The organism is Georgenia sp. Z2081 (genome assembly GCF_055326445.1).
Window position 1 is genome coordinate 159031 of sequence record NZ_JBUZNK010000005.1, and the last position, 22212, is coordinate 181242.

Consider the following 22212-nt stretch of genomic DNA (forward strand, 5'->3'; position numbering starts at 1 on the left):
CTCACCAGCCCTCTCGCCATTCTCGACGACGTCGCCAGCTCTCCTGCCAGTGCTGCGCGGGATGAGCTCGCCGACCACCGGCGGGACGGAACCTCGCCCCCACGGCGCGCAGGCCGGTGCCGGCGACCAGCAGCTGTGCGGCCAGCGCCCCGAGGGGGCGGGGGTAGTGCCGGCGGTAGGTGGTCGCCCGTCCGCGCAGGACGAGGGGGAGGCGGTTGGAGCCGGCCGAGGAGGAACCGACCTCGTGGCTGTAGATCGCCTCCCGCGTGACCCGGGGCGACCAGCCCGCCCGGCGGGCCCGCAGGCAGAGGTCGACGTCCTCGCCGTAGAGGAAGTAGCTCCGGTCGAAGCCGTCCAGCGCGTCCCACACCTCGCGCTCCACGAGCATCATCCCGCCGCTGACGACGGGGACCGCCCGAGAGGTCTCCAGCCAGTCGCGGCCGGACTCGGGGTCGAGGACACGGGAGCCGGGAAAGACGCTCGACGCACCGGAGGCGAAGCACAGAGCCGACCACATCGTCGGCCGTCCCATCCAGGACTGGTGGTCCGTCCCGCCGTCCGGCAGCACGGACCTCCCCCCGACGATGCCGGCCCCCGGATGGCTGTCGGACGTCCGGACCAGGGTGTCGATCGCGGAAGCGTCCACGACCGCGTCGGGGTTGAGGAAGAGCAGGGCGGACGCCGTCGACGCCTCGGCCCCGGCGTGGCAGCCCACGGCGAAGCCGTCGTTGTCGTCCCGCAGGATCAGGGTCAGCCGGTCCGAGATCCCGGAGACGGCGTCCGCGACGTCGTCGTCGGACCCGTTGTCCACGACGATGATGCGGGCGTCCGGGAACCTCTCCAGGGCGGGCTCGACCGACGCCAGGCAGGTACGGATGTCGTCCGCGCTGCGGTAGGTGACGATGACGACGTCGAGCCGGGCGCTCACAGCGCGCCCCTGGCCCGCTCGCGGGCCCACCGGCGGTAGGAGGCCCCGGCCCGGGCCCGCCCGGCCCCCAGCCACGACCGCCCCCGACGCAGCCCGGTGGACGCCACCCTGACCGGCAGCCGGGTCAGACGTCGGGCACGGAAGGTGGCACGGTGCAGGTGCTGGCGCCAGGTCGGGTCGCCCAGCAGGGAGGCCCGGGGCAGGCCGAGGAACGGCTGCCAGCCGGCTTCGTAGGACATCTCGCCGACGGGCACGTCACCGGTGAAGTCCTGCGGCGGTCCGACGAAGCCGTAGATCTGGTCGAAGTCGGGAGCCTGCCCGTCGTAGCGGTGGCTGAACTCGTAGTCGACGAGCCGCAGCTCGCCGCCGGGTTCGAGGAGGAAGTTCTGCGGCTTCGCATCGATCAGGTCGAAGCCGCGCGCGTGGACCTCGCGGAGCACCCGCATCATGTCGTGGGCGACCCGCAGCGGCACGAGCCGGCCGTCCGGACGGTCCGGCAGGTCGGCGAGGCCGTTGTCGAACAGCTCGGTCTCGAACCAGTTGGGGCCGACGTCCAGCAGGGTGGGGACGGCGGCGACCACCGGGCCCAGCTCGCGCATGGTCGCGACCTCGCGCTCCAGGTGTCGCGCTCCGTGCGGGGCGAAGGTCTTGCGCAGCACCCGCCGGCCGTCCTCACGCTCGACCACCTCCACCTTCGCGCGGCGCCCTCGACGCAGCACATCCACCACCGGCACGCCAGTCCGGTAGTCGTCGCGGCGGCGGGCCACCTGCGCCCTGAGCTCGGCCGTCTCCTCGGGCAGGGCGAGGGAGAGGTACTCCCAGGTCTCGAACTCGTCGTCCGAGGAGTGCACGGGGTTGAACGACTGCGCGGCACCGACGCGCGCCTCCACCAGCTCCCGCATGTCGACCTTGACCTGCAGCACGTCGCCGTTGGTCAGCCGTGGGTACCGCGCCAGCAGCGAGCTGTTCGGCGGTCGGGGGCCGTAGTGCACGGCGACGACGACGAGGACCGGGTCCCCGCCGCTGAGGGGGTAGGGCCCGCGCCCCCAGTTCCCCCCGCGCACCAGCTCCACCGAGGCCTGACGGGCCGCCCCGGACAGCTCGCGCACCGCGAGGATCTCGAACTCCAGGGACTCGATCACACCGAGCACCTCGGCCTCGTCCAGGACCGAGAGCGTGCGCTCACGGACGAAGAACACCGTCGGCTCCGGCAGCTCCGCCGGCTGCTGGTCGGCCGTGGGGAAGAACCGCCGCCGGACCCAGGGATTGTCCTCGGCGAGCCTGCGCAGCGTGTCCAGCGGTGGCCGCCAACCCTGCTCCTCGAGCACCGCGTCCACGTCCTCCAGCCCCGTGGGGAAGTCCCGGCCGAGGGAGGCCGCGACCTCTGCGAGCGTCGCCGCGTAGTCGTGGTCGGGCCGCGGCTCCTGGGCGACGAGCGCGGAGGCCAGGCCCGAGGCGGGGCCCTTGTGGTAGACCGCGTGGTAGGCCAGCGAGTGGAGGTGATCCTCCGCGGACGGCACCCTCGCCCCGCTGACGTGCGTGTCCGCCCGTTCCAGCATCCGCGTGGCCAGCCGGGGCGGGTAGTAGGCCATCCCCCGGTAGTCGGCCCCCTCCAGGCCGGTCTCGCTGTAGATGTCGACCGGGATGGTGCCGGGCTCCTCGGCGAGGATCTCGTGCAGCCGGTGCAGGTGCCGGTCCGCGACCATCAGGTCGAGGTCCTCGCCCGGGGCCAGGTCCGGCAGCTGGTCGAACCAGCGCAGGACGACATAGTCCAGCCCCTCCTGCTGAAGCCGCCGGATGAGCCCGGGCACGCCGACGGCCTCGGAGAGGTAGTGCCGTGGTCGGGGCCGTCGGACCGGCTGGGCCTCGTAGACCAGGAACCGGCTCTCCCCGCACGTGCGGACCCCCAGCAGGCGCACCCGGCGCAGGAGCCGCGAAACGGCGAGCGCACCCCAGGTCTCCACCCGGGCCGACGGCGAGGTCAGCTCGACGGCGATCCGACCCACGTGGGAGAGGTCCCTCAGGCCCCACACCGCACGGGCGACGGGTGCCCGCAGGATCAGCAGGTCGGTGTCGTGGCGGAAGGCCTGCTCCGGCGCGACGACACGATGGAAGCGACCGGCGTACCGGTCGGGGACGTCGTCGAGGAAGGCCTGGTCCTGCGGCAGCACCAGTCCGAGGTAGCGATGCGCCCCGACGGCGGCGAGGGCGTCCGCGACTCCTTCGTCATGGACCCCGACGTCCAGCACCCGGGACGCCGGCGTCACGAGCCGCTCGAGCGTCACGGACGCACTCTACGACAGCCGACCACCCTCGAGAGGCCCTTGCGGCGTTCACGCGGCGTCAGGCGGGAGCGTCCGGCCGGGACGGCCGCCCGGAGGTGGCGGGAGGGCTACGCTCACCTTCCGATGGGCGTTCCGTCCCCCCAGGAGGCACCCCGTGACGAGCTCTCCCCCACAACCTGCGCAGCCCTCGGACCGGGGCGGCGGCGGGCGGCTCGTCGTGGCGCGGCGCGCCCGACGTGCGTGGCGTGAGCTGTCGCCCTTCTTCCGTGGGTCCGGGCTCCTGCTCACGGCCCTGGTCGCCGTGTCGGTGCTGGCCGGGCTCAGCGAGGCGGGCCTCCTCGCTCTCATCGCCGCGGTGGCGGCGGCGCTGTCCACCGGCGAGTCCGAGGTCACGCTCGGCCTCGGGCCGATCACGCTCTCGTCGGGCGTCGAGGTCACGTTGCTCGCCGGCGTGGGGCTGGCGCTGGTGCGCGCCGGGCTGCAGCTGCTGCTGGCCTACATCCCCGCCCGGCTCGGGGCCAACGCGACCGCCGACCTGCGACGCCGGCTGTTCGACGCGTTCACCCAGGCTGCCTGGCCGATCAAGGCGTCGGAGCGTGACGGGCACTTCCAGTCGTTGATGAACGCCCACATCACCTCGACCAGCCTGGCCATCGTCAACATCGGCAACGGCTTCTCGGCGCTGTTCACCTTCGGCACGATGCTGGTCTCCGCCCTGGTCCTCAACCTGACCGCGGCCCTCGCCCTCAGTGCGAGCTCCCTGGTCCTCTTCCTCGCCCTGCGCCCGCTGGCGCGCCGGCTGAGGCGGCACGCCAAGGCGCTCAGCGGGGAGAACATCGAGTACTCGAAGGGCGTCCAGGAGATCGTCCTCGTGGCCGAGGAGACCGAGGTCTTCGGCGCCTCGGACACCTACCGGTCCGGGGTCTACGAGACGATCGACAACGTGCGCCGGCCCCTGCTGCGCACCCGGTTCCTGTCCGCGGCGGTGCCCGCGGTCTTCCAGAGCGCGGCCCTGCTCCTGCTCATCCTGGCGCTTTTCGCCGTCTCCCTGACCGGGGTGGGGCAGATCGCCACCCTCGGGGCCGTCGTGCTCATCCTGTTCCGCACGCTCACCTACGCGCAGCAGGTCCAGACCGCGGTCACCAGCCTCGACGAACGCATCCCCTTCATGGAGCGGCTCGCCCGGGCGCTGCACAGGTACGAGGCGAACCCCCAGCAGGACGGCGAGAACGACCTGCCCGAGATCCGCACGATCGGGTTCGACCAGGTGCACCACAGCTACCGGTCCGACCGGCCCACGCTGACCGACCTCAGCTTCACCGCGGGCCGCGGCGAGGCCATCGGCGTCGCCGGACCCTCCGGGGCCGGGAAGTCGACCGTCGTGCAGCTCCTGCTGCGGCTGCGCGAGCCCACCGGCGGTCGGGTCGAGGTCAACGGGACCGACGTGCGCGACTTCCGGCGCGACCAGTGGCGGCAGCGGGTGGCCTACGTGCCCCAGGCCCCCCAGCTCGTCTGGGGGACGGTCGCGGACAACATCCGCTTCTTCCGCCCGCACCTGACCACCGAGGACGTCGAGGCGGCCGCCGCACGGGCCAACATCCACGAGGAGATCATGTCCTGGCCGCAGGGCTACGACACCGTGGTGGGCCAGCGCGCCTCCGCCGTCTCCGGCGGTCAGCGTCAGCGGCTGTGCCTGGCCCGCGCCCTGGCCGGATCGCCCGAGGTGCTGATCCTGGACGAGGCGACCAGCGCGCTGGACGTGCGGTCCGAGGCCCTGGTCAACGACTCGCTGAGCCAGCTGCGCGGGTCGGTGACGATCATCCTGGTCAGCCACCGCCCCTCGGCACTGTCGATGTGCGACCGGGTGATGGTCCTCGTCGACGGCCGGTTGCAGAGCATGGACGCGCCCTCGGTCCTGGCGTCCAGCAGCGCCTTCTACCAGGAGGTGACCCGGCTGTCGGGCGGTCGGCAGAGCTGACCGGGCCCCGCGGCGGAGCCGACCGGCCCGGACGGGCGCGGCCGCCCACCCCCGCGGCTACGCCTGGCCGGTCACCACGACCCCCGGCCCCGCAGCCGTCGTTGCACCCGCTTGACGAGGTTGCGCCGCCTGAACCGCCACCCCGAGTACTCCCGCAAGTCCAGCGACGCGGCCTGGACAGCGACAGCCGACTCGTGCTCCTGCTGGGCCCACTCCGCCACCGTGGAGATGCCGAGCGCCTGCGCGGTCAGTGGCATGCGACGGCGGAAGCTCTCGTCGTCGGGGAAGAGGGTGTGCGGCGAGCGGGGGTCGTCCAGGTTCTCCTCCCGGACGAAGGGGTAGAGCCAGCCGTTGACGGCGCCGTGCCTCGCGAGCTCGATGCAGTAACGGGTGAAGGACTGGCCGTCCCTGATCGGACCGTGCCGCTCGACGAGCGCACGGGGCAGCAGGTAGCCGCTGCCCTGGACCCAGTGGTTGCGCAGCAGGCTGACACCTGAAGCGAACGTCTGGATCTTGCGCTCGGCCAGCTCCGGCACGAAGTCCTCGTCCCGGAAGCGCCAGCAGCCGATCGCCCCGAACTGCGGGTCGGCACGATGGGCGTCCCGCAGCTGCTGGATCCACCCCGGCTCGGGCATGCAGTCGTCGTCGACCTTCGAGACGAAGGCTCCGTCGCTCTCCTGCCACAGCCAGTTGGTCGGCGGGCGGAGCCGGACGTTCTCGCGGCTGTGGTGGAAACGGTGGACCCGCGGGTCGGCGGCGAACGACCGCACCACCTCGAGCGTCTCCTCGTGGTCCCCGTTGTGCCAGAGCCACACGCGGGTACTCTCGTCGCACGTATCGAGCAGATGGGGCAGGGTCCGCCGAACATGCTCCGGGCTATTGTAGGTAATCATCAGCACATCGACGTCTGATCGCATCGGCCCGGCCCTCTCGTAGGGAGATCGAGGCTCCACCGGCGGAGTCACCCGTCTCCCCCTCGTGTGGGGACCGAGCCTCCGTCGGCGGAGTCACCCATCTTAGGAGCATCGCTCGTATGGACCTGTTCTCGATCGCCGGGGCGATGATCCGACGCTGGTACCTCACGATCCCGTTGCTGCTCCTCGTCGCCTTCTTCGCCTATCGGTCCTACGCGGCGGTCGAACCCCTCTACATGTCCACCCGGTCAGTCGTGGTGCTGCCGAGCCTGCCGGAGGAACCGGAGGTGGGGTCGCCGGTCGACGAGACCGAGGACCCGTCGGAGCCCGACAACCCGTACTCCGGACAGGGCGGCTCACGCTTCGCCGTGGCCGTCCTGGCCCGCAACATCAACAGCTCCGCCTTCGAGGAGCGCCTCGGCCTGGACGAGAGCCTGGAGCAGGAGTTCGAGGCCAACAGCTCGAGCGAGCAGCCGATGATCCACATCGAGGCCACCGCCCCCAGCGAGGAGGCCGTCCACGACCTCCTGGAGACGGTCGTCGCCGAAGCATCCGTCGTGCTGGACGAGTTCCAGGCCGAGGCCGGCGCACCCGAGGTCACCCGGTACCGCATCGCCCCGGCGGTGCCGGCGGGCCCGGTCGAGGACGTCACCCCGAGCCGACTGCGAGGCGCAGGGGCCATCGCCGCCCTCGGGGGCGGGCTCACCGCCGTCGTCGTCGTCGGACTCGACGCCCTCCTGGCGGCCCGGCTCCGGCGGCGCCGGGCCGCGACGGAGCAGGGCGAGAACGACGGCGCGCCGGACGGTGGCGACCACCTGCGGGACGACGACGCGCACGAGCAGACGCGCACCGGCCGCGCCCGGACCGGAGCCCGGTCCGGAGCGCCCACCGCAGCGCGCACCGCAGCGCGCACCGGCCGCGCCCGGGCCGGAGCTCGGCGGCGGCCGCGCTCCGGCAAGGGACGCGCCACCGCCAAGGACTGACCGTGGCGGTCCACCAGGAGCCGCCGACCTCCGCCCGGCGGTCGTCTCGTGAGAGGCGCCCACAAGGACCGTGGGGTGCCCTGCTGGCCCTTCCCGTCGTCGCGCTGGTGATCCCGGGCTCGCTCGTCCTGGCCGGACCGCTCAGGTCCAACGGGTGGCCGGCTCGTCTGCTCGTCTTCTGGATCGCGAGCATGGTCATCCTCGGCTGGATCGCGCGGCGCCCCCGTCGGAGCCCCCTGGCACCCGGGCGGGTCGCACCCGCCGAGGCCGGCGCCTGGGTGCTGATCATCGGTCTGCTCGCCGGGCTCGGCGGCGCGTTCGTCCGGGACCTGACCGAGCTGGAGGCGGCCGGGGCGCTGCGCTTCGCGCTGGTGCTGTTCCCCCTCGCCATCCTCGCCGTGGGCATCTCGACGCTGGCGGACTCGCGCCGGGCCGACCTCCTCCTGGTCGGGCTCCTGGTGGGGGCGACCATCGGCGGCCTCATCGCGATCGCCCAGTTCGTGGTGCCCTTCGACTGGGCCGGGCTGCTGCAGGTACCTCCGCTGCAGAGCGACGATCCCAGCGGCGGCGGATCACGAGGGGGGTTCACGCGGATCAGCGGTGCCGCCGGCCACGCGATCGAGCTCGGGGTCATCAGCGGGGCCGCCCTGCCGCTGGGCATGCACATGGCCAGGTTCGCGGCGACCCGTCAGGCCCGGGTGCTCGCGGCGATCGCCGTCGCCGTGCTCGTCATCAGCATCCCGCTGTCCGTCTCGCGCTCGGGAGTACTCGTGGCGATCCTCGCGGTCGGGATCTACGCGGTCAGCCTCGACGCCCGGCAGCGGCTCACCGTGCTCGTCCTGGCGCTCGCGGGGCTCGCTGTCTTCCGAGCCGCCGTGCCCGGTCTGCTCGGAACGGTGGTGGCGATCTTCGGGGGCGCGTCCACCGACGACAGCATCACCGGCCGGACAGAGGACTACGCCCTCGTCAACGAGCTGTGGAGGGAGCAACCCGTCCTCGGCCACGGTCTGGGCACCTTCCGGCCCGAGGAGTACTTCTTCCTCGACAACCAGTACCTGATGGCGCTCGTCGAGGGGGGCGTCCCCCTGCTGGCCGCCACCATCGGCTTCTTCCTGCTCGCGATGGCGAGTGCGCGGGGCGCCGTACGGCGCGCATCCCACCCGGAGTACTCCTCGCGGGGCCAGGCCGTGCTGGCGTCGATCGTCGCGATCGCCATCTCCGGCACGTTCTTCGACCTGTTCAGCTTCGAGCAGGTGACGGTCATGACGTTCGTGCTCACGGGCGTCGCCGGGGCGATCTGGCGCCACGGTGTGGAGAGCGGCCACACGTTGCCCATGCCCGCGGAGCGGTTCCGGGCAGCGATGTCCTCCCCGACCGGGAGTCGCTAGGCACGGCTACTCTCGTCCCGCAACCAGGTGCTGAAGTCGCCCCGCCGGACTGCGGCCCGCGCCCGCCACGCGGCGAGCCCGGTGACGGCCACGAAGACCGGCACCCTGGGTGCGAGCGCCGGCCTGCGCCGGACCAGGCGCAGGAGCTCGGCCGGGCGCGTGCGTGAGTCGGTGCGTCGGAGCTGACCGGCGTCGGCCTGCGCGTTGCCCGTGCGCACCCGGGTGCGGCGGCGCAGCAGGTCCCGGAACGTCCGGGGCGGTCGGACGACGACCGTCACGGACTCGTCCACCCCACGCTCGTGCGGGGCGAAGAGGTCGGAGATGACGAGGTCGTCCGACATCGCGGGCGGGAGCTCCGCATATCGCCGGTGCCCCTCCTCGGACAGCGCGATGACGCCGCGTCCGAAGAGCCCCTCCCGTACCTGGGGCAGCTCCTGCCAGACCTCGTAGTACGAGCGCGCCAGCAGGCCGACGCCGTCGAGAGGGACGCGCCGCCCGGGGGCGCGCGCCAGGAGCGGTCCCGTGCGTACCGCGTCGGCGAGCCGCAGCACGGCGTCGGCCCCGATCTCGACGTCGGCGTCCACGTAGACGCGGGGGTAGACCGAGGCGACCTCGCTGCCCGCACGCATCGCGAGGTGCTTCGACGGCTGCGGGATCTCGACGACCGTCACGCCCGGGAAGTCAGCCGCCCGCTCCGCCGTCGCGTCGGTGCACCCGTTGCAGACCACGACGACCTCGAGCCGGCGCCCGTCAGCCGACGCGGTCAGCCCGGTCAGCAGACGCCCGATCGACCGTTCCTCGTCGTGAGCAGGGACGATCACCGAGGCGGCCGGGACGGTGTGGCCCTTCATGTCACCATGCTGCCAGACTCTGCCCATCGTCGGGCAAAGACGCAGGAAGGGGTCCCCCATGATGCTGCGTGCCGGCTGGGCCACGAGGATGGAACGGCTCTCTCGTACGCGCGGCGCGCGGCGACGGACCCGTGAGCTGGCCCGGACCGCGGAGCACCTGCTGCGGCCCGGGCTCTACCTCCGCGCGGGTGAGAGCATCTGGCGTCACTGGCGCGCCGTCCTGCCTCGTCACCTGCGACAGAGCAAGCTCGACGCACGCTCCGGCACGCCGCGCGCGCTGATCGTCAACGCGGCCCACCGCCTCCTCCCGCCCCTTGTCCTCCGGGTGGGGCGGGGCCGCGGGGGGAGCTTCTCGATCGTCGTGTCGGCCGACGACGGGGGCCTGGTGCTCCTGGCGCCCGAGCACGGTCGGGTCGCGCGCACCTACGGGTCGCGCCGGATCGACGACGACTACGTCAGCCTCCGACGCCGCTTCGAGACGCACGTGGTGACGCCCGCATTCGAGGTGCGGGACGGCGGCCGTCTGCTCGTCGAGGAGTTCGTCCACGGCGACCACTTCCTCGATCTCGAGCCCGACCATCAGCTCGGGGTGGTCCGCGACCTGGTGCGCCGGTACGCCGAGCTGGGCACGCACGAGGGAGAGGGCGACTCGCGTGACCCCGTCGCGACGACGCGGGCCGCCGTCGCGCGGGGCAGCCCGCCGGGCGAGGTGGCCGAGCTGCTCTCCTCATCCAGGATCGAGGCGTGGTCGCGCGCCTGGCCGCTCGTCCCCTCCGCCACCGATGCCAACGTGAAGAACCTGATCATCCGGTCCGACCGGACCCCCGTACTCATCGACCTGGGCAGGATCCGCCTGGACCCGGTCTTCTACTACCCGGTCGGGGTGGTGGTCATGGCGAGAGGACACGTGCTGGACCGGTTCCTCGCCGGAGACCTGGACGACGATCTTCACGCGCTCGCCCCCGGCGGCACTGCGCAGAACCGGCTGGACGACGAAATTCGGCGGAGCCTGCTGGCGCTCCGGGTGGCCATGGTCAGCTACCGACGGGCGAGCACGTCAGGAACCTTCGACCGAGCCGCCTTCGACGACATCCTGGCCTATCGCTGGTCGGCCCTGTGGTCGGGAGTACCGGCGACCTACACCGGGTCGTACCCGGCCGACTCGAGATCCGCACCCGGCCCCTCCTCGGCCCCGGGCGCCGGCCCCGCATCGGGTTCCAACGAGGGTCGCACGGCCTGAGCAGGGCCCGGACCCGCGTGACGCGGAACATCAGAGCGCGCCGTTCGTCCGGTCGTCCGGTGACCACGACCGGCCCGCCGACCTGGCCGCCGCCACCACGCTGTCGAGCACCCGCCCGAGCTCGCCCGCGGTCATGGTGTGGAACATCGGCAGGACCACGGTCGAGTCCGTCAGCCGCTCCGTGACCGGCAGAGGGGGCGCGGGGACCGTGCGCCTCGCGTACGCCGGCTCGCGGTGCGTCGCCATGACACCGCGCCGGGCCGAGATGCCGTCGGCGGCCAGCCATGCCAGCAGGTCGTCGCGCCCCATCGGGAAGCCGGGCAGCACCTCGACCCAGAAGGACTGGTAGTTCGTGGTCCCGTACGGGGGGTCGGCCACGCAGCGCAGGTCCGGCAGGCTGTCGAGGACGCTGCGGTAGTCGGCCGCCAGGGACCGGCGTCGTCGCACCATCTCCGGCAGGCGCTCGAGCTGGACGAGACCGACGGCGGCCTGCAGGTCCGTCATGCGGTAGTTGAAGCCGACCTCGGCATAGCTCGCGTCGGCGGCCGGCGTGCCGGTCGGCGGCCGAGACGTCCATGGCGTGCTCGCGCAGCCTGCGCGCCCGCGCCGCCCACTCGGGATGGGACGTGGTGAGCATCCCGCCCTCACCGGTCGTGACGAGCGTTCGCGAGTGGAAGGACCAGGTGGTGACGTCGGCCCCGACACCCACCGGCGCACCGGCGTAGGTCGAGCCGGCCCCGCAGGCCGCGTCCTCCACCAGCACGAGGGAGTATCGGTCGCACAGCTCGCGCAGCGGGCCGAGGTCGACCGGGACGCCGCCCTGGTCGGCGACGATCACCGCGGTCGTCGCCGGGGTCAGCGCCGCCTCCACGGTCCGCGCGGTGACGTTGCCGGTCGTCGGGTCGACGTCGGCGAAGACCGGCCGGGCCCCCACGTAGGTCGGGGCGTTCGCGGTGGCGATGAACGACAACGACGGGACGACGACGTCGTCGCCGTGTCCCACGTCCGCCACCGTGAGGGCGAGGTGCAGGGCCGCGGTGCCCGACGACGTCGCGACCGCGTGCGGCACGCGCTGCGCCCGGCTGAACGCGCCCTCGAAGTCGGCCGTCCGCGGCCCCTGGGCGAGCCACCCGGAGGCCAGGACGTCGGTGACGGCCGCGACCTCCTCAGCACCCAGCCACGGCCGGGTCACGCCGATCCGGTCCACCGTCGTCGCCGTCTGTTCCATCGGAACCCCTCCCCCTGTGCTGTGCGCCGACGGTCGCCGCCGACGCCGTCTGCCGAGATGCTCATCAGTACGCGCCGTCGGGTCTGACCATGACCTTGACGGTGCGCCACATGATCATGAGATCGCCGGTGACCGACCAGTTCTCGACGTAGTAAAGGTCCAGGCGGACGCTCTCCTCCCAGTCGAGGTTCGACCGGCCGTTGATCTGCCAGAGCCCCGTGAGGCCCGGCTTGATGTAGAGCCGACGGCCGGTGTGGCCCTCGTAGGTGGCCACCTCCTCCGGCAGCGGGGGGCGGGGGCCGACGAGCGACATGTCGCCGCGCAGGACGTTCCACAGCTGCGGGAGCTCGTCGAGCGAGTGCCGGCGCAGCACGGCACCCACGCGGGTGACCCGGGGGTCGTCCTTCAGCTTGAACAGCGGGCCGGCGCCCTCGTTCCGGGCCGCGAGCGCCGCCTTGTCCTGCTCGGCGGTGGCGACCATGGTGCGGAACTTGCCCATCCGGAACGGCCGCCCGTACCGGCCGGTCCGCGTCTGGGAGAAGAACGCTCCGCCGGGCGAGTCCCACCTGACCATCAGGGCGACGGCGAGGAGCAGCGGCGAGGCGATCAGCAGGCCCGCGCCCGCACCAAGGATGTCGAGCCCCCGCTTGACCACGTGGCGGCCGCCCTCGAACCGGGGCTGGTCCACGTGCAGGAGCGGCAGGCCCTCGACGGGGCGCATGGTGATGCGCGGACCGGCGACGTTGACCAGGGAGGACACGAGGACGAGCTCGGTCCGGGTCCGCTCCAGGGACCAGCCGAGCGTGCGGATGGCGCTCGTGCCTGCACGCAGCGGGCCGGCGACGACCACCGAGTCGGCCCCCAGCTCGGTCACCGCCTGCGGGACGCGCTCGACGCCGTAGAAGGTCGGGGGCGCCGGCGGGCCGTCCCGGTCGGGGTCGCCGGTCCCGGCGTCCTCGGGTGCCGGCCCCGCCGGCGGGTCGGTGGGGACGTCGAGGACGACGCCGACCACGCGGTAGCAGACGGCGGAGCGGCGGGCGATCTGACGGGTCACGTACGCCACGTCGGCCGGCTGACCGACGACGACGACGTCCGACAGCGCGACGCCGCGCAGGCGCAGCCGGTGCAGCCACGTCCGCCACACCCAGCGGCCCACCACGAGGGCGGCCAGCCCGACGGGCAGGCTGAGCGTCAGGTGCGGGCGCGCGTGCGCGGAGAGGTCCGCGCCGAGCAGGACCGTGACCGAGCAGGCGATGCCGGCCGTGGCGGCGGTCGCACCGACGACGCGCTTGTACTCCTCGGCCCCGACCGCCATCCGGCGCGGGGACCGCGTGCGGAACAGCTGCAGGGCCAGGCTCCAGACCAGGACGAGCCCGACTCCGAGGGCGACCGTGGCCCCGGCGGCGACGTCGCCCGATGCCCACGTCCCCCAGGCGACGGCCAGGAGGATGACGCCGAGGTCGGTGGCGTGCACCCGTCGTCGGTAGCGCCGCGACCAGTCGACGCGGCGGTGGACGTCGGGCGGGTCCGGTGCGACGTCGGGCCGCAGGGGGCTCATGGCCGCAGGGGCCGGGCTCAGGACCTCGGGCGCGGGTCCCGCGTCCGTGTGCGGGACGGTGGCGGGCGTGGGTACCTCGAGGACGCGGGCGCCGAGGGCGCCGAGCGTCCCGGTGCGCGCCGACCTCGGTCGGTCGTGGGTCGTCGTCGACTGCGAGTGCACGGGGGCCTCCGGGGGGTGGCAGCACCGGCGCGCGTGGGGGGCGCTGCGCCGGGTCTCCGACGGCGGGTCCGTCGGTCCGTCCTCGACGCTAGGAACGGCCGGTCGCCCGTACATCGGTGGGCGGTACTCGCTCGCCCCCCCGGGGACCACGTGGAACCACGTGGTCGATGCGCACCGACCACCTGGACGGGTCAGGGCCAGACGTCCCGGAGCTCGGTGCGGTCGCTGATGCCCAGCTTGGCGAAGGCCCGGTAGAGGTGCCCCTCCACGGTCCGGGGCGAGACCACGAGGGTCCTGGCGATCTCGCCGCTCCGACGTCCCTCGAGCGTGAGCCGGACGATCTCGAGCTCCCGGGGCGTCAGCGCCCCCAGGTCCAGCGCCGACCGCACGTACCGGCCGGGCACCCCGCCGAGCTCTCCGACGACCCCGTGCAGGTGCCGCAACGCCTCGCCGCGCCGCCGCAGGTCGTTCGCCCGGTCGTGGAGCCGGACCACGCGTGCCCACGCGTCCGCCGCGACCACCGGGAAGCCCTCGGTCATGGCCTGCTCAGCCACCTGGGACAGGCGCACGGGGTCCCCGGCGATCGCCGGGTCGTGGGCACGCACGACGAGGTCGGCCCGTGGCCCGTCGAGCAGGAGGCCCGCCCGGTGGATGGCCGCGACCAGCTCGTCGTCCGCGGTGTCGGGGTCCCGGACGGCGGACGCGACGAGCAGGATCTCCAGCGCGACGGCGGGGTGCGCGGCGACCTCCGCGTCAGCGACGATCCGCGCCCACGCCGGGGGTTTCCCGGGCGCGTGCTCCCGCCCGGCGTCGTCGACGACCTCGGCGACGCCGGACGCGAGCAGCCGGCGCTCGGTCCGACCGTGGGGCCCCGCGTCCCGGACGCGGTCCACGAGCGACGTGCCGCCCGCGGGTGCGCCGACGGGCGGGGCGGCGGAGGCTCCCTCGAGGGCGGTGACCAGGGGCCGGAGGCGGACCGGGTCCCACTGGTCGAGGTCCGACGCCGCGTCGCGGAGCACGTGGCCACCCGGCCGCACGCGGCCGCGAGCGAGCTCGACGAACCCGTCGAGGGACTGCAGGGTGCCGGCCCAGGCGTGGCTCCGGTACGCCGACCCGCCGCGCCGGTCGGCCACGACCCGGGCGGCACCGTCGACGTCCCCGACGAGCAGCAGCGCCTCCACCAGGTGCACGACCGCGTGCACGCCCAGGAGCGCCGACACCCGTGCGTCCCCCGCCACCAGCGCGTCGGCCTGCGCGGCGTCGTCCGCGGCGTCGACGAGGCGCCCCGCCCGCGTGAGCAGGCATCCTCGTACCCAGTGCGCGACGCAACGCATCACCGTCGGGGCCTCAGGGTCCGTGGCGACCGCGGAGCTCAGGTCGAGAAGCCGGGCCGACTCGTCGGCGACGTCGACGCGGTCCAGCGCCGACCACCACGCCGCGAGCGAGCCGGTCGCGGCGGGCGCCGTGCGCCCGGCCCGGAGCGCGCGGTCCTGCCGCTCGAGCCAGACCTCGCTCAGCGCGGCCCACGGGGTCGTCGACGCCCCCTCCTGGGCCCGGTCCATCGCCAGCGCGGCCAGCACCTCGGACAACACGTGCACGTCCTGCGTGCGGTCGGCCACCTCGACGAGGTCGGTCCGACCGGACATCGCTCGGCCGGCGGCGAGCATGACCTCCGCACGCAGCACCACGCTCTCCTCGTGCGCGGCGTCCGCCGGCCGCGCGGCCAGGAACCAGGCGGTGGCGAGGTCCCGGCTCGCGAGGAGCTCGTAGCCGGCCGCGACGCGGTCCTCGTCGGGCACGGGCAGCCCGCTCTCGACGGCCCGGGCCACGGATCGCGCGGGCTGCCGTCGCGGGGGCCCCGCGACCGAGGCCGGCCGCCGCGCCATGAGCTCGGCACCCCGTCCGGGCGGCGTGATCGAGCGCATGACCTCGCCGTACAGCTCCGCGCTCAGCTCCACGTCCCCCTCGGGGGTGCCGCGGACCACGTGCGTGTCCCACAGGTCCTGGACCTGGTCCCCCACCGCCGCGCGCAGCTCGGCGGCCGGCATGCGTCCGACGAGCGCCAGCATGGTCACCGCCGTCTGCTGCTGGTCGGTGAGCTCGGACTGCATCCCCTCGACGACGCCGACGAGCCGTTCGTCGACCGAGGGGGCCGGTCGGAGCAGCGTCCACCGGTCCGGGCCCCCGTTCGTCCAGGTCTCGCCGTCGGCACCCACGAGGATGCCCTGCTCGTCCGCCGACGCCAGGAACGCGACGACGAACCCGGGCATCCCGCCCGTCATGCCGAGGATCGTCGCGGCCGCGCCGCCGGTGGGGCGGGCCCCGACGACGGACGCACACAGCGCGCTGGTCTCCGCGAGCCCCAGGGCGGGCATCGTCACGGCGGCGAGCAGGCCCGTGTCCACCAGCGCGCCCAGGCCGGACTCCCCGCGCAGGCCCACGCTGGTGGCGAGCAGGACGGCCTCGCGGTTCTGGGCCAGGAGCGCGAGGACGAACGCGCTGGCCGCGTCCAGGAACTGGCAGTCCTCCACGACGATGACGGGTCGGAGCCGGCTCCCGTCCTGCGCGGGGGACGCGATCCCGTCCAGGTGCCGCTGCACGGCCGCCAGCACGTCGACCGGTCCCTGCACGACCTCGAGGTCGGTGAGGTACGGGGACAGCGCGCCGTAGGGGACGTCCACGAGCGCGGGACCGCACTGCACGGTCAGCGCGGTCGGTCCGCCCCCGTCCCGCAGGAGCACCTGCACCAGGGACGTCGTCCCGGACCCGGGCGCGCCGACGACGACGACGCCGGCCCGGTCGACGTCGTTCAGCCGTTCGTGCAGCACGCCGATGTGGGCGTCCCACAGCGTGTGGTCGAGTGCCGTCATGTCCGCTGTGCCCCGGCCTCCTCGAGGACCGGCCGGTCCGTCGCGAGCCGGCTCAGGCCCCATCGGCCGCGGACGTGCAGCTTGGCGTAGACCTGACCGAGGTGCCCCTCGACGGTCCGGACCGAGATGCGGTGGTGTCGGGCGATCGAGGCGTTCGACAGCCCGTCGACGACCATGACGGCGATCTCGCGCTCGCGCGGCGTGAGGGACCGCAGCCATCCGGGCTCGTCGGACCCGCCGCGCTCGGCGCCAAACGGGCGGGTCCTGGCGACGACCTCGGCGAGCCGCCGGGCGTCGGCCGCCGGCAGGGTGGCGACCACCGACGTCGGCGCGCCGTAGCTCCAGGCGAGGTACCCGATGGCGGCCATCGCGGTCAGGGCGGCGCGGGTGCGCCCCGGATCGTTCTCGCGGACCCCCACGGCGAGCTCGGCGCCGGGACCGGACACCACCGCCCGGGTGCGGGCGACGGCGCTCCCCAGCCGTCCGGCCACCGTGGCGTCCCCGAGCAGCGCGGAGGAGAGCAGGGCGTACATCTCGACCACGGCGAGACCCTCGTGGCCCGCCCGGTCGGCGAGCCGGCCCAGCCGCGCGGGCGCGTCGTCGACCCGGGCGGACGCGACGTCGTCGACACGGGAGGGCGCGGCGTCGTCGCCCGGGGCAGGCGTACCCGCCACCGCGCGCGCGAGCTCGGCGAACCAGCCGAACCGGCCCCAGGTGAGCGGCACCGCCCGGTGCGTGTCCGGCGGCTCGGTCGCGCGGCCGGCCGGCCGGCGAGGCGCGGGACCCTGGTCCGCGCGCGGGTTGAGTGAACGGCAGCAGTCGACCAGGGCCTGGGCCACCGCCCGGCCCTGCGGGTCGTGGACCGCGGCTGCCTGCTCGACGAGACCGGTGGCCGACGCCTCGGCCTCGTCCGGACGGCCGGAGAGCAGGTCGAGGACCACGAGCCCGAGCTCGGCGTCGAGGACCGCCTGGGGGTTGCCGTGCCGGGCGAGAAGGATCGCGTCGGCCAGGCCCCGGGCGGTCGCGAGGTCGCCGCACCTCAGCGCGGTCTCGAGCAGCGACGCGGCGATCGCCGCCCGGTCGTAGGGACCCATCACGCTGTCGAGGACCCCGCGGCGACGGTAGGTGGACAGCTCCGCGTGGACCCGTGCCGCGGCCGCCCGCGCACCGTCCTGGTCGTCCGTGAGCGAGAGGATCTCGGCGCGGGTCGCCTCGCCACGCAGTCGCACGGACTCCTGGTTGCGGCCCGGGCGACCGGGATCGAGGCGGACCCCGGGGTGCGGGTCCGCGGTCCGCCGCAGTCGGTCCTCGGTCCTCGAGCGGTCCCCGACCAGCGCCGCGATCGTCGCGGACAGGACGAGCAGGCACGGCGAGTCGTCGTCCGCGGCGGCGTCGACCTCGTCCTGCGCGCGGCCGACCTCCCCGAGGGCCAGGAGCGCCCGCGCCCGGGCCCAGACCAGGTGTCCGTGCACGTCGTCGGGCCCGGCCGCAGCGGCGGACCCCGGCGTGCGGGCTCCCCCCGGCGTGCCGGCGCCCTCCGGCGTGCCGGCCCCTCCCGGCGGGCGGCCCGGCACCCGTGCCCGGTCCAGCAGGCGCAGGGCACCCGCCGCGTCGGCCGAGGCCAGCCGGTCCTCGGCCCGTTCGAGCAGCCGGGCCGGCCCGTCCTGCTCCGACGCCTCGCGCTCGAGCCGGGACCTGCTCTCCGGGTCCAGTGCGGAGACGACACGGTCGCGCCACACGGGCTCGACCGCCGCCACCGTCCCGGCGGGCGTGCGCCGGACCGTGACGATGCCCTGCGCCTGCAGCGAGTCCAGGTCAGAGCCGTGACCGTTCCTGATGAGCTCGCCGGTCTCGACCGGGCCGCGCGTCGCCAGCAGCTCCAGCAGCGCACGGCGCTCGTCGGGCATCCGCCTGAGGACGACGTCCTCGCCGGGCACGCCCCGTCCGCCGTGGAGCGGACCGTCGGTCAGCACCCAGCGACCGTCGACCTCCCGGAGCCTGCCGGACCCGACGCAGTCGTCGGCGATGCTGCGCAGCCGGCCGAGATGTCCCCCGCCGTAGCGCCACAGCACGGTCGCCGCCACGCGCGAGACCTCCCCGCCGAGGTGGTCCACGAGCAGCGCCCGCGTCCCGGCGGGCGTGAGCGGACGCACGGCGACCTGAGCGAGGTCGCCCGAGCGCGCGAGGACCGCGAGGTCGGGCGGCACGTCGATCATCCGGTCGCACTGCACCAGGAGGACCACCCGACGCTGGTGCGCCAGCTGAGCGAGCACCGTCACGGAGCTCGGGTCCATCTCGCGGGGCTGGGAGAGGATGACCACGGCCGGCTCCTCGCCGACCGGTGCCAGGTACTCGCCGAGCACCTTGGCCATGCGGTACCAGGTCGGTTCCGGACCCACGCCCGAGCGCGCCTGGAGGATCGACAGCGCCCCGTACGGCAGGTCGGCGACGAACGCGCTGCCGTGCAGGTGATGGACCGGGCGCTCGGCGCGCAGCTCGTCGACGGCCGCCTGCGTCACCGCCCGACGGTCCTCCGGCGTGCCGACGAGCACCGCGCCGACGCGCTCGACCTGCACCGCGCGCAGGACCTCGTCCACCGCGGATCGCGGGTCGTCGCTCCAGATGCCGTCCGAGTCAGGATTCAGCCATGCATGTGCGAGCGGCATGACTCCTCGCCTCTCGGCCGACGTGTCAGGCTCGCGATCCGCCGCAGGGTCTGCGACAGAGGCGGCACGTCAGGGGCGAGGAGGAATGAAAGCTTCATGTCGATGTGCTCCTTGCGTCTCCGAGGGGAGGCACGCACCCGCGGTGGGGGAGTCCGCGGCCGGCAGCATCGGCACGACCGGTCGGTGCGAGCCCCCGAGGGACGCCCACCGCCGAACCCGACGATCCTGCCCTCCGACGGGTCGGAAGCTCGCGGTCCGGGGGCTCCCGCCGGGCGCCCGGTCGCTCCGCCGTCCGTCGGGACGGCGGGCGCCGGGAGCGTCGTCGTCGACAGCCTGACGATCGTCCTCGGACCACTCCGACCAGCCGGAGGTGCCATCGACAGGAAACCTCCGAGACCCACCGGTGTCAACGCGACATTGACCGTCGGTGACCACCGACGGCGTCCGTTAACCCGGGACGACGCCCGAGGGTCTCCGGACGCGGACATCCGTCCGCTCCGGACCCGGCCGCCGAGGGGGGACGCCGAGTGGGCGCGGACGACCTGTCCAGGCAGCGTCGAGGTGGCGTCGAGCACCGGCGGAAGCGCCCGGTCCTCATCGGCGCGTCCATGCGCGGCGTCGCCTCGCGCCGTGTCCCCGACCGATCGGGGCACACACGCACCGCTCGGGTCCGCTCCCGACCGCGTCGGGGCGCACGGGATGCTCTAACGAAGATATGTGCGGACCGCGCGAGCGTCATCTGGACGCCGGCCCGCGCGGATCACGCCTCCGAGCCAGGTTTGTCACCCTTGCCACCCGGGCGTGGTCCCGGGCATGTCCGCGGACGGGGTGAACCCCCGGCGGCCGAGGAGGTGGACCAGCACCACCTCGGCCGCCGGGGCGTTCGGACGTCGCGGCGCCGTCAGGGCGTGCGCCGCACCCCGAGGGTGTCGGTGCCGTCGCCGTCCCAGTCGCCGACCAGCACCTCGTCACCTGCTCGTCCGAAGTGCACGAGGACGTCCTCGTTGCCACCGGCCAGGGAGTTCTTCACGTAGTAGGCGTTGCCGCGGCGCACCGCGAACGTGTCGATCCCGTCGCCGTCCCAGTCGCCGGCCAGCACGGCGTCACCGCTGCGCCCGTACTCGAACGCCCGGTCCGCGTTGCCCCCGCTGAGGCTGTTCGCCACGAAGTACGCGTTACCGCGGCGGACGGCCAGGGTGTCGGTGCCGTCGCCGTCCCAGTCGCCGACCAGCACCTCGTCGCCCGCACGGCCGTAGCTCAGCTCGTGGTCGGCGTTGCCGCCGTCCAGAGAGTTCGCCACGAAGTACCGGTTCCCTCGGCGGACGGCGAGGGTGTCGGTACCGTCGCCGTCCCAGTCGCCGACCAGCACCACGTCGCCCGCACGGCCGTAGGACAGGACGTGGTCGGCGTTGCCGCCGCGCGGGGCGTTGGAGACGAGGTAGAGGTTGTCGCGGCGGACCGCGATGGAGTCCGTCCCGTCGCCGTCCCAGTCCCCGATCAGCACCTCGTCGGCGTGCCGTCCGTACTGGAAGGCGTGGTGGGTGGTGCCCTGCCAGTCGTTGCTCAGGAAGAAGCCGTGCTCCTGGTGCGCCGGCGGCCCCGGCTCGGGCTCCGGCTCCGGCTCGGGCTCGGGCTCCGGTTCGGTCGCGCGGTCGCGGATGTGCGCGTGGAGCACGTCGGCGACGTCGGTGTTCTCGATGTAGTCCCCGCGCACCGGGTCACTCTCGTCGGCGACCGCGTCGAAGTCGGACGCGGCGGCGCCGCGGGCGAAGAACGGCACGATCTGGTGCGTGTGGTAGTGCGGGGTGTCCTCGATCTCGTTCTCCTTGAGATCGGTGAAGTCGGTGAACTCCGCCGCGGGCAGCTCGCCCGCGCTACCGGTCAGGGGCGTGAAGTCACCGGTGAACTCGACCCCGCCGTCGACGACGGTGCCCGAGCCCCACAGGTTCCCCGTCTCGTGGTCGGAGGTGACGATGACCGTGGTCTCGTCCCAGCTGGACTCCGAGTCGACCCACTCGATCACCGCGTCGACGGTGGCGTTGAAGTCGATCATGTTCTCGATCGTGCGGCCGAGCTCACCGTGGTGGCCGGCGCCGTCCACGTTGGCCTGCTCGATCACGGTGAAGAAACCCTCGTCGCTGGCGTTCGAGAGCACGTTGAGGGTCGCCGCGGCCATCTCCGGGAGGCGGGCCACGTTGTCCGCGATCGGCGCGGCGAACGGGGTCTCGCGGTCGCCGGGCCGGTCGTGCGTGAGGGCCCCGCTCGTCTGGGCCAGGCCGAGCACGCGGTCCGGCGTCTCGCCGGTGGCGAGCGCCTGGAAGTCGGCACGCTCCTCGACGAGGGTCCACGGCGCCAGCCCGGTGCTCGTGTCACCGGCCGCGATCGCCTCCCAGTCCGCGCGCGGGATGTTGTGGTAGCCCGGCGCCTGCGGCTCGCCGTTGTTGCTGAACGCGGGGTGGCCGCCGCCCATGACGACGTCGAGGTCCTCGTGGCGCAGCAGCTGGTCGATGATGAGGTCCTCGTCGCCGTCGTCGGCGTGGACGGCGAACCCGGCCGGCGTGTCCCCCCAGAACTGGCCGCTCGTGACGACCCCGGTCGCCAGGCCAGCCTCGCTCGCGACGTCGACCATGTCGGTCAGCGGCTCCTCGTCGCGGTCCCAGCCCAGGTAGCCGCCCCGCGTGCGCACGCCGGTCGACAGGGCGGTCGCCGCGGCCCCGGAGTCGGTGACGTTGAGCCAGGAGCCGTCGCGCTGGTCGCGGGTGGCGTTCTGCGGGTGCCCCCACGCCTCGATGGTCGAGTAGGCCGGGCTGAAGACATAACCCGTGTCCATCGAGAGCCGCGTCTCGAACTCCTGGTACTCCTCCGACGTCACGCTGTCCGAGCCGTGCGCCGCGAGGTAGGGGTTGTCGCCCTGGTCCTGGTAGGCCGCGGTGCCGTGCTCGTAGAGGCTGGCGGCATCGATGTGGTTGTAGCCCATGCCGTCGGCGATGAGCAGGATGACGTTGGTGCGCTCGTCGTCGTCGGCGACCGCCGCGGCGGGGGCAAGGGTGGCGAGCAGGGTCGCCGTGACGGCGGCGGCGGCCGCCCGTCCGGGGCGTGGCAGGCGCATCTGATGGGCTCCTCGTGGGTGCGTGGGATCGACGCCGGTCACCCAAGCAGGG

The 22212-nt window shown here is 74.0% G+C and carries 12 protein-coding genes and 1 pseudogene; 4 read left to right on the plus strand and 9 right to left on the minus strand.

All coding sequences use genetic code 11. From position 1 onward, the window contains the following. Window position 1: 1 nt before the first annotated feature. On the minus strand, window positions 2-928 hold the full coding sequence (locus tag ACZLKG_RS09065; protein ID WP_425709340.1) for a glycosyltransferase family 2 protein: 927 nt from the start codon (window positions 926-928) through the stop codon (window positions 2-4). Beyond that, window positions 925-3213, minus strand: coding sequence for a hypothetical protein (locus ACZLKG_RS09070; RefSeq protein ID WP_425709339.1), 2289 nt, complete (start codon window positions 3211-3213; stop codon window positions 925-927). Before ACZLKG_RS09070 ends, ACZLKG_RS09065 begins: the two co-directional genes overlap by 4 nt. A gap of 154 nt (window positions 3214-3367) precedes the next feature. On the opposite strand from ACZLKG_RS09070, the gene ACZLKG_RS09075 reads away from it, so the two are divergent. After that, on the plus strand, window positions 3368-5191 hold the full coding sequence (locus tag ACZLKG_RS09075; protein WP_425709338.1) for an ABC transporter ATP-binding protein: 1824 nt from the start codon (window positions 3368-3370) through the stop codon (window positions 5189-5191). Between the two features lie 71 nt (window positions 5192-5262). On the opposite strand, the gene ACZLKG_RS09080 is transcribed toward ACZLKG_RS09075, so the two are convergent. Continuing rightward, window positions 5263-6108, minus strand: a complete 846-nt coding sequence (locus tag ACZLKG_RS09080; protein WP_463648552.1) for a glycosyltransferase family A protein — start codon at window positions 6106-6108, stop codon at window positions 5263-5265. A gap of 116 nt (window positions 6109-6224) precedes the next feature. Here ACZLKG_RS09080 and ACZLKG_RS09085 point away from each other — a divergent pair, with 116 nt between their 5' ends. Beyond that, the gene (locus tag ACZLKG_RS09085; RefSeq protein ID WP_463648553.1) at window positions 6225-7088 is read left to right on the plus strand and encodes a hypothetical protein; all 864 of its coding nucleotides are present in this window, start codon (window positions 6225-6227) and stop codon (window positions 7086-7088) included. A gap of 2 nt (window positions 7089-7090) precedes the next feature. Next, window positions 7091-8476 (plus strand): O-antigen ligase family protein, encoded by a 1386-nt coding sequence (locus ACZLKG_RS09090; protein ID WP_463648554.1) that lies wholly within the window; start codon window positions 7091-7093, stop codon window positions 8474-8476. Here the strand turns inward: ACZLKG_RS09090 and ACZLKG_RS09095 are convergent. Further along, window positions 8473-9327: a glycosyltransferase gene (locus tag ACZLKG_RS09095; protein WP_463648555.1), complete on the minus strand. Its 855-nt coding sequence runs from the start codon at window positions 9325-9327 to the stop codon at window positions 8473-8475. The two genes, ACZLKG_RS09090 and ACZLKG_RS09095, sit on opposite strands and share 4 nt — an antisense overlap. Before the next feature lie 58 nt (window positions 9328-9385). On the opposite strand from ACZLKG_RS09095, the gene ACZLKG_RS09100 reads away from it, so the two are divergent. Continuing rightward, window positions 9386-10567: a hypothetical protein gene (locus ACZLKG_RS09100; protein WP_425709333.1), complete on the plus strand. Its 1182-nt coding sequence runs from the start codon at window positions 9386-9388 to the stop codon at window positions 10565-10567. A gap of 30 nt (window positions 10568-10597) precedes the next feature. Here ACZLKG_RS09100 and ACZLKG_RS09105 read toward each other — a convergent pair. The 5 genes and pseudogenes from ACZLKG_RS09105 to ACZLKG_RS09125 all read right to left on the minus strand — a co-directional run bounded on the left by ACZLKG_RS09105 (window position 10598) and on the right by ACZLKG_RS09125 (window position 22160). Continuing rightward, window positions 10598-11795: pseudogene (locus ACZLKG_RS09105) on the minus strand (DegT/DnrJ/EryC1/StrS family aminotransferase). A gap of 64 nt (window positions 11796-11859) precedes the next feature. Beyond that, window positions 11860-13515 (minus strand): sugar transferase, encoded by a 1656-nt coding sequence (locus ACZLKG_RS09110; RefSeq protein WP_425709331.1) that lies wholly within the window; start codon window positions 13513-13515, stop codon window positions 11860-11862. Window positions 13516-13706: 191 nt separating this feature from the next. Beyond that, window positions 13707-16385, minus strand: a complete 2679-nt coding sequence (locus ACZLKG_RS09115) for a LuxR C-terminal-related transcriptional regulator (protein WP_463648556.1) — start codon at window positions 16383-16385, stop codon at window positions 13707-13709. Next, window positions 16382-19051 (minus strand): helix-turn-helix transcriptional regulator, encoded by a 2670-nt coding sequence (locus ACZLKG_RS09120; RefSeq protein WP_425709329.1) that lies wholly within the window; start codon window positions 19049-19051, stop codon window positions 16382-16384. The genes ACZLKG_RS09115 and ACZLKG_RS09120 overlap by 4 nt, the downstream gene beginning before the upstream one ends. A gap of 901 nt (window positions 19052-19952) precedes the next feature. Then, window positions 19953-22160: an alkaline phosphatase gene (locus ACZLKG_RS09125; protein ID WP_463648557.1), complete on the minus strand. Its 2208-nt coding sequence runs from the start codon at window positions 22158-22160 to the stop codon at window positions 19953-19955. Between the last annotated feature and the right edge of the window lie 52 nt (window positions 22161-22212).

Excerpts from the sequence above, each read along its gene's own strand:
- ACZLKG_RS09120 (WP_425709329.1), bottom strand. The coding sequence starts at position 19,051 with ATGCCGCTCGCACATGCATGGCTGAATCCTGACTCGGACGGCATCTGG.
- ACZLKG_RS09125 (WP_463648557.1), bottom strand. The coding sequence starts at position 22,160 with ATGCGCCTGCCACGCCCCGGACGGGCGGCCGCCGCCGCCGTCACGGCG.
- ACZLKG_RS09095 (WP_463648555.1), bottom strand. The coding sequence starts at position 9,327 with ATGAAGGGCCACACCGTCCCGGCCGCCTCGGTGATCGTCCCTGCTCAC.
- ACZLKG_RS09100 (WP_425709333.1), top strand. The coding sequence starts at position 9,386 with ATGATGCTGCGTGCCGGCTGGGCCACGAGGATGGAACGGCTCTCTCGT.
- ACZLKG_RS09080 (WP_463648552.1), bottom strand. The coding sequence starts at position 6,108 with ATGCGATCAGACGTCGATGTGCTGATGATTACCTACAATAGCCCGGAG.
- ACZLKG_RS09115 (WP_463648556.1), bottom strand. The coding sequence starts at position 16,385 with ATGACGGCACTCGACCACACGCTGTGGGACGCCCACATCGGCGTGCTG.
- ACZLKG_RS09085 (WP_463648553.1), top strand. The coding sequence starts at position 6,225 with ATGGACCTGTTCTCGATCGCCGGGGCGATGATCCGACGCTGGTACCTC.